At 59.9% G+C, this 15,398-nt stretch carries 13 protein-coding genes; 8 read left to right on the top strand and 5 right to left on the bottom strand.

Annotated elements, in window-relative coordinates; genetic code table 11:
- Positions 1-131: 131 nt before the first annotated feature.
- Positions 132-1,568, bottom strand: coding sequence for a glyceraldehyde-3-phosphate dehydrogenase (locus HMPREF2845_RS00450; protein WP_070633581.1), 1,437 nt, complete (start codon positions 1,566-1,568; stop codon positions 132-134).
- Between the two features lie 287 nt (positions 1,569-1,855).
- Here HMPREF2845_RS00450 and HMPREF2845_RS00455 point away from each other — a divergent pair, with 287 nt between their 5' ends.
- The 4 genes from HMPREF2845_RS00455 to HMPREF2845_RS00470 all read left to right on the top strand — a co-directional run bounded on the left by HMPREF2845_RS00455 (position 1,856) and on the right by HMPREF2845_RS00470 (position 6,026).
- On the top strand, positions 1,856-2,791 hold the full coding sequence (locus HMPREF2845_RS00455) for a carbohydrate kinase family protein (RefSeq protein WP_070633582.1): 936 nt from the start codon (positions 1,856-1,858) through the stop codon (positions 2,789-2,791).
- A gap of 83 nt (positions 2,792-2,874) precedes the next feature.
- A complete protein-coding gene (locus HMPREF2845_RS00460) occupies positions 2,875-3,420 on the top strand; it encodes a YbhB/YbcL family Raf kinase inhibitor-like protein (RefSeq protein WP_070605219.1) in 546 nt (181 codons plus the stop codon).
- Between the two features lie 84 nt (positions 3,421-3,504).
- Positions 3,505-4,317, top strand: coding sequence for an HAD family hydrolase (locus HMPREF2845_RS00465; protein WP_005507952.1), 813 nt, complete (start codon positions 3,505-3,507; stop codon positions 4,315-4,317).
- Between the two features lie 191 nt (positions 4,318-4,508).
- Positions 4,509-6,026 carry an ATP-binding protein gene (locus HMPREF2845_RS00470; RefSeq protein ID WP_070633584.1) on the top strand — a complete coding sequence of 506 codons (1,518 nt, stop codon included), beginning with the start codon at positions 4,509-4,511 and terminating at the stop codon, positions 6,024-6,026.
- A gap of 111 nt (positions 6,027-6,137) precedes the next feature.
- On the opposite strand, the gene HMPREF2845_RS00475 is transcribed toward HMPREF2845_RS00470, so the two are convergent.
- The 4 genes from HMPREF2845_RS00475 to HMPREF2845_RS00490 form a co-directional block, all read right to left on the bottom strand.
- Positions 6,138-7,472, bottom strand: a complete 1,335-nt coding sequence (locus tag HMPREF2845_RS00475; RefSeq protein WP_049350225.1) for a uracil-xanthine permease family protein — start codon at positions 7,470-7,472, stop codon at positions 6,138-6,140.
- Positions 7,473-7,728: 256 nt separating this feature from the next.
- Entirely contained in the window at positions 7,729-8,814 is a 1,086-nt protein-coding gene (locus HMPREF2845_RS00480) for an acyl-CoA dehydrogenase family protein (RefSeq protein ID WP_070633586.1), read from the bottom strand.
- 30 nt (positions 8,815-8,844) lie between these two features.
- Positions 8,845-9,369: a DUF4242 domain-containing protein gene (locus HMPREF2845_RS00485; protein WP_049340119.1), complete on the bottom strand. Its 525-nt coding sequence runs from the start codon at positions 9,367-9,369 to the stop codon at positions 8,845-8,847.
- Positions 9,370-9,863: 494 nt separating this feature from the next.
- Positions 9,864-11,324: a peptide MFS transporter gene (locus HMPREF2845_RS00490; RefSeq protein ID WP_070633588.1), complete on the bottom strand. Its 1,461-nt coding sequence runs from the start codon at positions 11,322-11,324 to the stop codon at positions 9,864-9,866.
- A 310-nt stretch (positions 11,325-11,634) separates the two neighbouring features.
- Here HMPREF2845_RS00490 and HMPREF2845_RS00495 point away from each other — a divergent pair, with 310 nt between their 5' ends.
- The 4 genes from HMPREF2845_RS00495 (at position 11,635) to HMPREF2845_RS00510 (ending at position 15,083) form a co-directional block, all read left to right on the top strand.
- A complete protein-coding gene (locus HMPREF2845_RS00495) occupies positions 11,635-11,967 on the top strand; it encodes a rhodanese-like domain-containing protein (RefSeq protein ID WP_005504230.1) in 333 nt (110 codons plus the stop codon).
- Positions 11,968-11,994: 27 nt separating this feature from the next.
- Positions 11,995-13,551, top strand: a complete 1,557-nt coding sequence (locus HMPREF2845_RS00500) for an anthranilate synthase component I family protein (RefSeq protein WP_070633590.1) — start codon at positions 11,995-11,997, stop codon at positions 13,549-13,551.
- Between the two features lie 65 nt (positions 13,552-13,616).
- Entirely contained in the window at positions 13,617-14,198 is a 582-nt protein-coding gene (pyrE, locus tag HMPREF2845_RS00505) for an orotate phosphoribosyltransferase (RefSeq protein WP_005507935.1), read from the top strand.
- 123 nt (positions 14,199-14,321) lie between these two features.
- On the top strand, positions 14,322-15,083 hold the full coding sequence (locus tag HMPREF2845_RS00510) for a TrmH family RNA methyltransferase (protein WP_246824575.1): 762 nt from the start codon (positions 14,322-14,324) through the stop codon (positions 15,081-15,083).
- Positions 15,084-15,398: the final 315 nt, after the last annotated feature.

Genomic DNA, 15,398 nt, shown 5'->3' on the forward strand with positions numbered 1-15,398 from the left:
CTCTTCTGAGCTTCTGCGTGGCACCTCTTATTTGCGCATATAACCTCATAAACAAACCCACCGGCAATATAGCCAATTGGCTATATGTACCGGTGGGTTTGTTATATGTGTGCTAGATGAGCTGGGGTAGCTTACTTAGCGGGGTAGGAGGGCACTTCGTAGCCGCCCATGCGCTCCAGAACGCGAATCACCTGGCAGGAGTAACCGAACTCGTTGTCGTACCAGACGTAGACAATTGCGGAGTCATCGGTCACCACGGTAGCCAGCGAGTCCACAACACCTGCGGTGCGGGAACCCACGAAGTCGGTGGAAACAGCCTCGGGGGAATCCGAGTAGCCCACCTGGCGGCGCAGTTCGCCGTCGATGGACTCGCGGCGGAACAGCTCGTTCAGTTCCTCAGCGGAACCTGCGGGCTTGGTCAGCTTCACGTTCAGGATTGCCATGGAGACGTCCGGGGTGGGAACGCGGATAGCGTTACCGGTCAGTTTGCCTTCCAGCTGCGGCAGAGCCTTAGAAACAGCCTTTGCTGCACCGGTCTCGGTGATGACCATGTTCAGCACAGCGGAGCGACCGCGGCGGTCACCCTTGTGGAAGTTGTCGATCAGGTTCTGATCGTTGGTGAATGCGTGAACGGTCTCAACGTGGCCGCGCTCAACACCGTATGCGTCATCCAGAACCTTCAGTGCCGGGGTGATCGCGTTGGTGGTGCAGGATGCTGCGGAGAGGATCTTGTCCTCATCGGTGATGACGTTGTCGTTCACGCCGAACACGATGTTCTTCATGTCGCCCTTACCGGGAGCGGTCAGCAGAACACGAGAAATACCGGGGCAGTTCAGGTGCTGCTCGAGGCCCGGAACGTCGCGCCAGCGGCCGGTGTTGTCCACCAGCAGAGCGTCCTTGATGCCGTACTCGGTGTAGTCGACAGTGGTCGGGTCAGAGGAGTAGATGAAGCGAACCGGAACACCGTTAGCGATGATGGTGCTGTTCTCCTCGTCCACCTCAATCACGCCCTTGAACGGGCCGTGAACAGAGTCGCGCTCCAGCAGGGATGCACGCTTGACCAGGTCCTTATCGCCGTTCTTACGCACCACAACAGCGCGCAGGTTCAGGCCAGAACCCAGCGGCGAGGAGGAACGCTCCAGCAGAATACGAGCCAGCAGGCGACCAATACGACCGAAGCCGTACAGCACAACGTCCTGCTCCTTCGGCTGGTCACCCTGGTGGTTCACGGAGGAACCCAGCTGCTCGGGCAGCCACATGGACAGCTCGGGGGAGCCGGCCTCGTGGTGTGCCTTGTGCAGAGCAGCAATGTTAATCGAGCACGCGCCCAGGTTCAGCTCAACCAGGGCGCGAACCAGCTCGAGGGAGTGCGCGGGGTTCAGGGGCGCACCGTCGATGTGGGATACGAAATCGTGCAGCTTCAGCAGCTCAATGACAGACTTGTTGACCAGGCTGCGGCCGTGAATGCTCAGCACCACGCCGTTCTCGCGGTGCAGCTTACCGATGAGGGGGATCAGCTCCTCTGCGGTAGCTTCACGGTTAACCCAGGTAGCGGTTGCAGTCGTCACGTATGACCTTCTTCCTAACTTCGTCGTTGGAGGGTAGGCGCGACGATGCTGTCGCGTCAATACCGTGCCGGGCGTTAAGACCCGGCGTCGGTTTAAGTCTAACCCGTGCGGACCCCTTCAGAGCCTCAAAATTAGCGATATTGAGGCTAAAAGTCAGAAGAGACAGAAGGCAGTTTGTGAACCCACACGGCAAGCCAACATAAGCCCTCAAAAGGGAAAGCAAAACCACTTTAAATACCCACAAAAACACACGTCACGACCCGGAAAACATGAGTAGAATTGAAACCATGTTGACTGTAATCGGTGAAGCACTCGTAGACGTCGTCCACCAGCACGACGGAGAAACCCGCGCCTACCCCGGCGGGTCGCCCATGAACGTAGCCGTCGGCGCACGTCGTCTCGGCCACCCCACCAACTTCGTCGGCCACTACGGCCCCGACGCCTACGGCAAGAGCATTGATGCACACCTGGAAGCATCCCAGGTGACCCTGCCCTTCGAGCACAGTGCTGAGCGCACCTCCGTTGCCCAGGCAACCATCGGTGCCGACGGCGCAGCAGAGTACAAATTCGACATCACCTGGTCCCTCGACTCCGTCGCCGAGAAGCTCACCGAACTGGCACGCACCTCCGACGCAGTGCACACCGGCTCCATCGCCGCCATGCTCGAACCCGGCGCGCACGTGGTCGCAGCAGCCTTCGAAGCTGCCCGCGACAGCGCCCTGCTCAGCTACGACCCGAACTGCCGCCCCACCCTCATCCACAACGTTGACGAGGGCCGCGCATGGGCTGAAAAGTTCGTGTCCCTCTCCACCGTAGTGAAGGCATCCGACGAGGACCTGCAGTGGCTCTACCCCGACCGCTCCCTCGACGACACCGCACGCGCGTGGCTTGACCTCGGCGCCGAGCTGATGGTCATCACCCGTGGCGAGGACGGCCCCATCGCCTTCACCAAGAAGTACCCCGAGGGCATCAGCCAGCCCGCACACCGCGTTGAGGTTGCGGACACTGTTGGTGCCGGCGACTCCCTCATGGCGGCACTCGTTGCGGGCCTGCTAGACCGCGGTATCGCCGGTGCTGAGGCGCGCGCCAAGGTCGCCGTACTGACCGCCGAAGACATCACCGACCTGCTGCGTTTCTCCGCAACCGCAGCCGGCATCACCGTCTCCCGCGCGGGCGCTAACCCGCCCACCCGCGAAGAACTTGACGCCGTACTCAACGGCTAAATAATCTACGCCTCGCCGGCGGATAGCTCACTCTGTCCGCCGGCGTCGCCATATCCACCCGCACCCCAACGCTGAGGAGCACCATGACCAACATCGGCACCGCACCCCTGCCCCGCGAACCCTACGCGGGCCTGCCCGAACTGCCTGAATTCACCCTGACCTCCACCGACATTCAGGACGGCGGCGCCGCCCCCGAATGGATGCGCTCCGCCCTCTTCGGCGTGGCGGGCGGTCAGGACCGCTCCCCGCAACTGTCCTGGAGCGGCTTCCCCGAGGGCACCAAGTCTTTCGTGCTGACCTGCTTCGACCCGGATGCGCCGGTCCCCAGCGGCTTCTGGCACTGGACTGTCTCCAATATTCCTGCCAACGTGACCAGCATTGACACCGGCGCTGATGCACCCGCCGGCGCCCTGACGCACCGCAACGACGCCGGTGTGGCAGGCTTCCTGGGTGCTGCCCCTCCGGCTGGTCATGGCCCGCACCGCTACATCTTCTGCGTCACCGCCGTGGATGTGGAGAAGCTCGACATTGACGAGAACGCCAGCCCCGCCGTCGTGAACTTTAACCTGCTCGGCCACGGCCTGGGTCGCGCGTTCCTGACCGTCACCTACGCGGAACCGGCGGCATAGCGGCATAGCGGCACGCCGGCACAGTCTCACCAGCTCTGCATTCTGACCAGCACCGATACACCCCACCACTGAAGGCATATCTGCATGATTAAACTCATCGCCAGCGACCTGGACGGCACCCTCATCGGGCACGACTTCCGGTTCCGTCCGCGTACCTTGCGCGCCCTTGAGGCCGCCCGTGCCGCCGGGATTGATATCGTCTTCGTCACCGGCCGCCCGAGCCGCTGGCTCACGCCCCTGCGCGAGCAGACCGACTTCGACTCCTACGCCATCTGTTCCAACGGTGCCGTGGTGTACCACCTGGGCGCGAACGAGGTGGAAGAAGTCAACGGCGCTGATCCCGCGGTGATTGCCCGTACTCACGAGCTGCTGGAGCCCATGTTCCCCGACGCCACCTACACCCTCGAAACCGTGGATACCGTCTACATTCAGGGCCCGCACGAGGGCGGTGAGGTGCTTGAGGGCGCCCGCGTGGTGGAGGCGAAAATCGCCGAGGCGCTCGAACGTATTGGTTCAACCCCGGTCATTAAGTACCTGATTCGTGTGCCCGGCATGGACCCGGATATTCTGCAGGCACGCGTGCATCAGGCGGTGGGTTCGCTGGTGTCGGTGACCCGCGGCGTGGTCGGTGAGCCGCTCGTCGAGATGGGCTCTAAGACCGTGAATAAGGGGCGGATTCTGGAGAAGTTCGCGGCACGCCACGGCATTGAGGCGCACGAGGTGATGGCGTTTGGTGACATGCCGAATGACGCGGAGATGCTCTGCTGGGCGGGGGAGGGCTTCGCCATGGCGTCGGGTCAGCCGGCGCTCATTGCGAAGGTGGGGCGCACCTGCCCGCCCTTCCACGAGGACGGTGTGGCGCAGACGATTGAGGCGATGCTCGCCGAACGGTCCTAGCCGCCTAGCACTAGCCAGCCGACACTAGCTATCCAGCACGAGCGGCTAGGTGAGCCTCCGCAGACATAACTCAGACATAAACTTTTATGTCTACACATAAAAAATTTGAGTCTAGACATAAAAATTTATGTCTAGACTCAAATTTTTGTGTCTGATTTACATCTGATTTGTGTCTAGACTAAAATTTTTGTATGAACAACGTGGAATGGACCCCCGAATGGCTTACTGAAACCATCAAACTACTGCGTACTCACGGTAGCGATACGCAGTTTATCGAGGTTAAAAAAGCCCACGGAGGCTACCCCGGAAGCCTAGACGCAACCCTTAGTAGCTTCTCCAATAGTTCCACGGGCGGAATCATTATCTGTGGACTCGATGAGAATAATGACTTTGCACCTGTAGGCGTATACGACCCTGCAGACCTAGAAAAAACCCTCGGCAACAAGCTCCGCAGGGGCCTCAAGCCGCCGAACACCATGGAATCTGGCACTATCCTCTATGAAGGCACCAAAATCTTTGTTGCCACAATTCCTCCGCTGCCTCCCTACGAACGACCCGCCTACATTGGCGGTAAAGCGTACGTGCGTTCCGGCGACGGTGACCACGAAATGAGCCGCCACGAAACCGACCTGATGGTGGCTCAGCGGACACGCACCGGATTCGATGAGGAGCCGGTGGAATACACCTCCATAGCTGACCTAGACGAAGGCCTCAAAACTGCTTATCTGCGAGACGTACGCGCTAAATCACGCCGCCTTGCTGGAAGCTCCGATGAAGAAGTGCTCCGCCGCAAGGGAATTATTGCCCTCGGAACCGACAACCTTTCCCTTGCCGGCCTGTACGCCTTGGGTTCTTACCCCCAAGAGTTCAGGCCCTCGCTCAAAGTCACTGGAGTCGTCATCGACCCAAACGGTAAAGCTCGCAACCTCGACAAATTCGAGGCGGACGGCCCCATCCCCGCCATGCTCGAAGAGACTCTGGCATGGATCAATCGGAACCTGGCACACCCGGTTGTCGAGCTGTCCAATGGGCATCTCATCAACGGGCAGGAAGTACCCGATATTGCCCTTCGTGAGATTCTGTCGAATGCACTCGTACACCGCAGCCTCAACCCCAAAGCAGATACCGAAGAGGTGCGCGTCAGGATTTTCCCCGACCGAATCTCTGTAGAGAACCCTGGTGGTCTATACGGAATCACTCTCCAGCGCCTGCAAGAGTATGGAGAACGTTCCCGCGTGAACGACCGCCTGTATGACGTCTGCACGCACGTAACAACCCCCGACGACGGATACCGAGTCATCGAGGGCGAGGGTAGCGGCATCTACACTGCCCAGGAGGCGGTGCGTCAGGCAGGGCTGAAACCCATCCAATTCATTGATGGGGTCATTCGTTTTACCGCGATTATCAGCAGGGAGCCTCTGGATGGTACTCGTGCCGCCGATGTTGGTTCACCGCAGCAGAAGTCGGAAGTAGACCCGCGCCAATCGTCATCTACGGTTCCTGGTAACCGTCAGGAGGCGGTGCTCCTGGCTCTGCGCTCGCTACGCCACCCCGCCGGTATCGAGGACATCATGGGTGCTCTTCCCGGGCCTTTTGCTGAGCTGCAGAAGCCGCAGGTCCGGTACGTCCTCACGAAGCTCCTTCAAGAGGGCGTGATTGTGCGTGAAGGTGGTCGAGGTAACCGCAATACGACATACCGCCTGGCCTAACCGAATATCGGGCTAACATGCAAAAGCGGCCCGGATGGAAACCAATCCATCCGGGCCGCTTTTCTACAGCCTACGCATCAGGAGCATCACTCCCAACGGGCGGTGAAGAACTTAGTGTCCCTCAGCGCTCTTCTCAGGGTCGAAGGGCTCCAGCGGGTCGCCAGCAGCCTTCGTGTACTTCGCAATGAAGGTCATCAGGTGGAAGATAATCAGGGTCGCAGCGGTACCCAGAGCAATACCGGCGAAGGTCATCCCATCGAAGGTCCAGGTGTAGTCCGCGATACCCACGATCAGCGCCACAGCGGCGGTGGTCAGGTTGATCTGGTTCGAGAAGTTCACGCGGTTCTCGCTCCAAATACGAACGCCGAGCATACCAATCATGCCGTACAGTACGGTTGCGGCACCGCCCAGAACACCCGCGGGAACGGATGCAATAGCCGCGCCGAAGCCCGGGAAGAGAGACAGGACAATCGCGAAGATAGCCGCCACCCAGTACGCCGCGGTGGAGTACACCTTGGTCGCAGCCATAACGCCGATGTTCTCAGCGTAGGTGGTGGTACCCGAACCGCCACCCATGCCTGCGATGGTGGTTGCCAGGCCGTCCGCCATGAGGGCGCGGCCGGAGTAGTCGTCCAGGTTTTCGCCGCTCATCTGAGCCACCGACTTCACGTGACCGATGTTCTCAGCCACGAGCACCAGAATCACGGGGATGAACAGGCCGGCGAGCTCCCAGTGGAACTCGGGGGTCTGGAACTGCGGCAGGCCAATGAAGCCCTGAGCCTGAACGGTCTCTTGAATCTTCTCGAATTTCACCTCGCCGCGAATCACGGCGGTAATGTAGCCGATGCCCACACCCAGCAGGATGGACAGACGACCAATGATGCCCTTGAACAGCACCGAAATCAGGATGATGGAGCACAGGGTTACCAGCGCGGTCACCGGTGCCACCATGAAGTTGTCCTTAGCGCTCTTCGCCAGGTTGAAGCCAATCAGCGCCACGATCGAACCGGTTACGACCGGGGGCATGAGCTTGGTCAGCCAGCCGGTGCCAGCGAACTGAACAATCAGACCGACCAGGAACAGCGCCACACCCGCCATGACGATACCGCCGAGGGCACCAGCGGGGCCGTGTGAGTTCATGGCAGCCGCCAGGGGCGCAATGAACGCGAAGGAGGAGCCCAGGTAGGAGGGGACGCGTCCGCGGGTAATCAGCAGGAACAGAACCGTGCCGAGACCCGAGAAGAACAGGGTGGTTGCCGGGGGGAAGCCGGTAATAATCGGCACGAGGAAGGTCGCGCCGAACATTGCGACCACGTGCTGCGCGCCGATGCCGATGGTAATCGGCCATGCGAGGCGCTCGTTCGGGGCAACAAAGGAACCGGGCTTGATACTGCGGCCGTCGCCGTGGATCGACCAGTCAAAGCCGAGAAGCTTAGAGATGCTCAAAGGGAGCTCCTGAGGTGAATGTGGTGGTGTATAAAATTCCACATAATTCTACGCGTATGCGGGTGTGGGTCACAGCTAAACGGCTATAAATATGAGCAGGGATACGTTGAGCAGGGCATATATTCTCTTATGATGAGCCCCAAACCCCTAATATATAGCCCAGAATGCATCAATACCCCGTATATGCAGTTCAAGGCATATACGGGGTATTGATGCAAAGAGCGAATAAAAACCTCGCTACACACAGCTCAACGGCTTAGAGAGCGTCACGCAGGTTCTCCAGGTGATCGTAACGCGCCAGCTCATAACGCAGGTGACCCTCAGTCGGGGACTGAACCGGCAGGAACGACGCCTCACGCAGGCGACGAGCAGTCGGGGAATCGGCCACGTAACCGGCGCCTCCAACGACCTGCAGCTCAAAGTGAGTAGCAATGGTCGCAAAGTGAGACACACCCAGACGCAGGCTCAGCAGGTCACGACGCTCAGCACGCGCCGGCTCGGACGCCAGGCGAACCAGTTCCTCACGCAGGCTCTGGTACTCCGCCAGAATCAGCGGGAACTCAGGGCGGAACACGCCCTGCGAGACGTCCAGGTGCTTAGCAGCCTCCTGCAGAGCACCAGCGGCAAGACCCAGGCAGAACGACGACTGAACCAGCAGGAACGGCGCGGTCACATCGTGCAGGAACGCCTCAATATTGTCGCTCAGAATGTCCTCGCTCGGAACGAAAACGTCCTCGAACTTCAGGGTGCCAGACTCGGTGCCGTTCAGCGCCAGCAGGTTGCGGTGGTAGTCAACGCTCAGACCCTCGACGTCCTGGCGGACGGTCACGATGTAGCGGTTCGGGTGGCTTTCCGGGGCGTTCTGCACAGCCACCGGAAGCACAATCACGCCGCCCGGGTACAGGTTCGACGCCCACGACACGGAACCGTTCAGCTTCAGACCGCCCTCAACGAGGGTACCCTCCACCTTGATCGGTGCCAGACCCGAAGCCTCCTTGTACGCCGCCGCCATGGCGGTGGTGCCGCTGACGGTTGCATCCGCCAGACCGGCGGGCAGCTCGCGGCCCACAGCGTCAAAGAACGCAATGGTCGAGCGGTGAGCCCACAGGGAGAACGCCGTGGAGGCGTCCTCGGTAGCAAGGTCGAAAGCCACCGAAACCTGGGGGACCAGGGAGCCGCCGTCGCGGCCCAGGGTAATCAGACCGTCCTTAGCGATTTCGCGCAGGTTTTCGAAGGGGGAACGCTCGCCGCGGTCAACAGCATCTGCGTGGGTTCGGGCGAGTGCGAGCACCTGCTCGCGCTGGGGGTAATCGTAGAGGGGTTCGAGAGTGAACTCGGACATAGGGGTTCTCCTAAGCGGGGAGCATCGCGTCTATGCGTGCAGCTTGAACAGTCGGTCAATGGGGGTGCTGACGGCCTTACGGGCGCGAACAACAGCTTCTTCGTCGGGTGCGTCGTAGAAGCAGAGGCACTTTGCAGTGTCCTCGCGAACGTAGGTGCGCAGGAAGGAAACCTCGGGTACTTCAGCGTACTTGGGGGCGTTTGCCTTCTTGCGGGTCAGGTACTGTTCCATAGTAATCTCTGCGGGGATGTCCCACTCAACCAGGTAGTCTGCGTCCTTCTTGAGCTTCTTGATGTCTTCGAGCTCTGCGCCGACCAGGCGGACTGCGTCGGGGCCTGCGACGGATGCGCGCTCACCGATTGCTGCGGCGAGGTCGGGGCCGAATGCGGTGTTCTCGGATTCGACGATGACGAAGACGATCTTGTGGTCTGCGGAGACCTGGGTTTCGATGAGCTCGGCGCCGTTGGTCAGGGACGAGTTGACGGTCTCGATGAGTACGGTTGCTTCGTCCTTGGACGGCTGTGCGGGGGTCAGTTCTACCAGGTAAAGTGCCATGATTTTCTCCTCGGCTAAGGGTTGAAGGGTCGTGCCGGAAGGTTTTCCGGCTCGTTCTGGATTCACCTTAGACCTGTGCTTGAGGGCTGTCTAGTAGATTTCTGTTCGTGGCTTAATGCGTCCCTTTTTGACCCTGTGTTTCGTCACGCGCGTTCATGCGGAGACATAAATCGTCACAGTTCCGCGTGCGGCAACCCGCCTGTCACAGAAGGGATGCTTATTGAGACAATTGCCCTCGATTTTCTTATTAAGGCGCTTAATAAGAAAATCCGCGCGGATTGTCTCATTAAGGAAAAGGCCCCGAACGCCCCTAAAGCCGCCCCTCCTGAACCTCCTCAACTTGCTGGCACTTCCGGATACCAGGGCGTGCAGCAAAGGCCCCGAACCCTTGGTAATTCAAGGATTCGGGGCCCCTAGCCTAATATACGCTCGCCTATACACGCTCACGCCGCCTGAAAACAGCGAGTCAGCAGTGCAGACAAGCAACTTTGCGGTTACTTCACGCCGCGCATCATCTTCTGAACCGGCTTGTGCACCAGGAACAGCAGAATACCGGTCGCGATGGTGATAATACCCATCCAGGTGAAGTAGGGAACCTCAGTCTCCATGCTGTAGAACGGAGCCAGCCAACCGGACAGCACGGTGCCCATTGCCACGGAGGTGAAGTACAGCGCCATCATGTTCACGCGGTGCGCCTTCGGTGCGAGCTTGGTCGCCAGCGAAATACCCACCGGCGAAATAATCAGCTCAGCGATGGTGCAGACGAACAGAATCAGCACGATCCAGCCGACGTTCACGCTCTGAACGCCTGCTTGAGCGAGGAAGATCCAGAACGCCAGGCCGATGATAATCAGCGCTGCGGAGAACTTCAGGGTGGTGACCGGCTGGCGGTCACCCCACTTGGTCCACAGGGCGGAGAACATCATGCCGAAGACGATGATGAAGATCGGGTTGATGGAGTTGACCAGGTTCGGGCTCAGCTCCATGCCCAGGATGTTCCAGTTGAGGCGCTCATCCGAGTACACCGCCATGACGGTGAACTGCTGCTGGTACAGTGCCCAGAACACGGCGTTTGCAATCCACAGGGGGATGAACGCGGTGACGCGGGAACGCTCATCGGAGGTTACGTCCTTGGCGCTCAGCAGCTGAGCGAACAGGGCGATAGCGCCGATGAAGATGAAGCCCATGACCCAGTTCTTGAGGTTGTCTGCGGTCATCAGACCGGTCGCCAGCAGGATGCCGAGAACGACGACGATACCGACCAGTGCCAGGAAGAAGTTACGCTTCTGGGCGCCGGTGAAGGGGGTACCCACGTGGTGCACAGAGGCGGGCAGGTTCTTGCGGGTCAGCGAGTACTGAATCAGGCCGGCAGCCATACCGATTGCGGCAAGACCGAAGCCGAGGTGGAAGCCGCCAGCCTGCCAGCCCCAACCGGTCAGGATCGGGCCGATCAGTGCACCGGTGTTCACGCCGATGTAGAAGATGGTGAAGCCTGCGTCACGGCGTGAGTCGTTGTCGCTGTAGAGCGAACCGACCAGCACGGATGCGTTACTCTTCAGACCGCCGGAGCCGATAGCGACCAGCAGCAGACCAATCACCACGCCGGGGATGCCGGGGATGAGGGAGAGGGAGACGTGACCCGCCATAATGCCGATGGCGGAGTAGAAGAGGGTACGCTCGGGGCCGAGGATTCGGTCACCGAGGATACCGCCGAGGATTGCCATGAGGTACACGACTGCACCGTACGCACCGATAACGCCGGTGGCGAGGTCCTTGTCGAGGCCCAGGCCGCCCTTGTCGGCGGTGTAGTACAGGTAGTAAATCATGATGCCCTGCATGCCGTAGAAGGAGAAGCGCTCCCACATTTCTACGGTGAACAGGTTCGCGAGCATGCGCGGGTGGCCGAAGAAGGTCTTGGTGTCCTTGGGTTCGGCACCTGTGATGGTGTGAGACATGGTGGTAATTCTTTTCTGTGCAAGCCCGGGGTTCTATGTGACCCGGGCAATATGTGTTTAAGTCTATACCCTTATAGGTGCATATGTATACATGGTGTGTGCCTGTATTTCAAAGATTGAACTATCAATCAGTGCATGAAAAACCATTTCGATTTTTTCGTATGCATCATTTCCGAATCTCACAAACCCCCAAATACCGGGCTAGATGCGCCCCGCACCCCCAACACGATAGAGTGGAACCACAACTATGCCCACCCGGCACTCCACCGTGCCGACCGGCCCGTCCTCATTCAATTCAAAGGAGAACCCCATGACCGCTGTACCCCAGGTTGACCCCCGCGACGTTCCCGCAGGCGCAACTATCATCGACGTGCGTGAAGACTACGAGTGGGAGGGCGGCCACGCCACCGGCGCCAAGCACATCACCCTCGGCACCATCGCTGAGCGTCTGGAAGAACTGCCCGCACCCGGCGAAGACTTCTACGTCATCTGCCACGGTGGCGGCCGTTCGAACCGCGCGGCAACCTTCCTGCGCGAACACGGCTACGCCGCACACAACATTGCGGGCGGCACCAGCGCATGGTTCGCTGCCGGTCTGCCGATGACCAGCGAAAACGGCGAAGCACCCGCAGTCGTTCACTAAACCGCCAGTTCGCCTGTACGCCATACAATGGAGTCCGTGACTGAAACTTCCGCGGACCGTATTTTTTCTACCTCGAACGCTCCCGCTTCTGCGTCCCCTCATGCCCTGCCGAGTATTCTGCAGAGCATCCCGTGGGATGCGCAGACGCGGGAGCTTGTCGTGCGCCCGCTTCCTTTCGCGGTGAACTGCGAGGAGGCGTACCCGCTGCTGAGCGGTGGCGCTGAGTATTCCTTCTGGCTGGATTCGGCGCGTGAGGAGTCGCCTATGTCGGTTGCCTCGTATGTAGGTGTGGTCCCGGCGCAGCTGTCGCCCTTGCGCGTGGATTCGGCGCGTGCGGCGGCTGAGTCTGGCGGGGAAGACCCCTTCGCCCAGTTGGAGGCGGCGCTCGCCCGCGCACCGCGCGTGCACCCGGATACCGCGGCGGCAACCGGTCTGCCCGCGGGTTTGCGTGGCGGTTACGTGGGCTATTTCGGCTATGAGGCGCGTGCCGCCATGGGCATGGAGCACGGCCACCCGGTGCCGGGCTATCTGCCGGCGTATGAGGCGCCGACCCCGGATTCTCTGTGGTTGCCGGCGGTCCGCTACCTGGTGCATGAGCATGCCCGCCCGGGGGCTGCGGCGCGTAGCTGGCTGGTGGGCGATGAGTCGTGGTGTGAGGCAGCGGAACAGCTGCTGAGCGCGGCGGGGAAGCGTGCCTCCGAGGGAACCCCCGTAAATACCCCTGAGCTCGCCGAGCTTCTGCTCTTCCCGGCACCCGCAGCGGAAGCCTACATGGATGCCGTTCGCACTAGTCAGCGCGAAATTTACGAGGGTAACAGCTACGAGGTGTGCCTTACCGCGCAGACGGTCGCGCGCATCCCCAATCCGAGCCCGGAGCTTTTCTTTGAGCTGTACCGCCGCCAGCGCGCCCACAACTCGGCACCGTATGCGGCGTATCTGCGGTGCGGTGATTTTTCGGTGCTTTCTTCTTCGCCGGAGCGTTTTTTGAGCGTGGATACGCACCGCAACGCGCAGACCAAGCCGATTAAGGGCACGATCGCTCGTGGCGTTACTCCGGAAGAAGACGCCGCGGCGGCGGCATGGTTGCGTACCGATGAGAAGACCCGTGCCGAGAACCTCATGATCGTGGATCTGCTGCGTAATGACCTGTCCACGGTGTCTGACCCGGCGTCTGTGCGCGTGCCCGTGCTCATGGGCGTGGAGAGCTATTCGACGGTGCATCAGCTGGTGTCTACGGTCAGTTCGCGTCTGCGTGAGGGCGTGAGTGCGGTGGCTGCCGCGCGGGCGTGCTTCCCGGGCGGTTCGATGACGGGTGCCCCGAAGCCTTCGACCATGCAGATTATTGAGGGCCTGGAGGGTCGCGCTCGCGGCGTGTATTCGGGTGCTTTGGGCTTTGTATCGGCGGATGGTTCGGCGAACCTGTCGATTGTGATTCGCACGCTCGTGGCGCACGATGAGGGCACGGTGACTCTTGCCGCCGGTGGCGCTATCGTGGCTGATTCCGACCCGGCCGCCGAGTATGAGGAGATGCTGACGAAGTTGCGTGCTGCGTTGCCGCCGTCGGTGGGTCGCGTGGTGGAATAACCTAGCGCTGGAATAGTGCAGGGAATAGTCTGCGCCGCCTGCACGTGAGCCGCTACACTTGAACTATGACTAAGCTTTCTGAAAACCTCCCCATTGAAGAAGCCCGTGAACGCCTGCGCCAGCTGATTTCTGAGCTGGCTGTGGTGCGCGGGCACGTGGTCCTCGCCTCCGGCAAGGAAGCCGACTACTACGTTGACCTGCGCCGCATCACCCTGCACCACGAGGCTTCTCGCCTGGTCGGTCAGGTTATGCTGGACCTGCTGGATAAGAACGGCATCGAGTTTGAGGCTGCTGGCGGCCTGACCATGGGCGCTGACCCGGTGGGTACCGCGATTATGCGTGCCGCTGGTGATCAGGACCGTGCGATTGACGCGTTTGTGGTGCGTAAGGCTCAGAAGTCTTACGGCATGGGCCGTCAGGTGGAGGGCCCGAGCGTTGAGGGTCGCCGCGTGGTTGCTGTTGAGGACACCTCCACGACTGGTGGTTCTGCGCTGACTGCTGTTGAGGCGCTGCGTAAGGCTGGCGCTGAGGTTGTGGCGGTTGCTGTGATTGTTGACCGTGCGACCGGTGCGAAGGAGCATGTGGAAGAGGTTGCGGGTGTCCCGTGCCTGTACGCGTACTCGAAGGATGAGCTGGGCCTGGACTAGTCTCTACTGGCTTGGACTAGGACCTCGTGAATTTTTAAGACGTTCCCGTTGCGGCGGGTGAACCCGTGCCGCTGGCTGCTGTGTGTGGCTGGTGGTGCGGGTTTTTGTCTGTAAGATGGCTCTGTGGGCGCCGGTGTGGCGCTGGTTGTTGGCGTGAAGGTGGTTGTGATGGTTGAGAATCGTGAGGCGGCTGAGGCTGTACCTGCTGAGGCTGTGCCTGCGGATGCGGCTGTAGCTGAGGCTGTTGAGGGTACTGAGCAGGGTACTGCCCGTTTTGAGGTGGGTGTGGGCCCGTGGGAGGGTCCGTGGCCTGAGGGCGACCATTGGGATGAGGAGCTGCTGCGTGAGGGCGACCGCCGTAACGTGGTGGATAAGTACCGTTACTGGTCGATGGACGCGATTATTGCTGACCTGGATACGCGCCGCCATGATTTTCATGTGGCGATTGAGAATTGGCAGCATGATTTGAATATTGGCACGGTGGTGCGTACTGCGAATGCGATGTTGGCGAAGGAGGTCCATATTATTGGGCGTCGCCGTTGGAATCGTCGTGGTGCGATGGTGACGGATCGTTATCAGCATGTGCGTCATCATCCGACGATTGAGGATTTTGTGGCGTGGGCGCAGGCTGAGGGTCTGGAAATTATTGGTATTGATATTTTTCCGGATTCGGTGCCCCTGGAGACGTATGATCTGCCGAAGAGGTGTGTGCTGGTTTTTGGTCAGGAGGGCCCGGGTTTGTCGGAGGAGTTGCATGCGGCGGCTAGGGATACTCTGTCGATTGAGCAGTTTGGGTCAACGCGTTCGATGAATGCGGCGACGGCTGCGGGTATTGCGATGCATGCGTGGGTTCGCCGCCATGTGTTTGGCCAGATTCCGTCGTAGCCTGGCGGCTGTTTGGTGTTTAAAGGTTCCGATGCGTTGTGTGCGCGTCGGAACCTTTTTTGTTGGGGGTTTTTATTGGGGGTTTGGGTGATTTTTTTTGTTAGAGTGGGGTGTTGAGTTTTTCACATGAATGTGGGTACCCACGGGGTTTGGTTCGTTGTTTGTGGTGGGGTTGTGTGATGTTATCTGGATTTTTTGTCTTGTAAATGTAGTAAATAATATTTAAATATATCTAAATCGGGTAAATCACATATTATCACATAAGTGATTTAGGTCACTAAATAAATAGTCTAGGTGTGCTAGTGTTAATTCAAG

It is taken from the genome of Rothia sp. HMSC065B04 (assembly GCF_001812285.1).
Classification (GTDB): domain Bacteria; phylum Actinomycetota; class Actinomycetes; order Actinomycetales; family Micrococcaceae; genus Rothia; species Rothia mucilaginosa.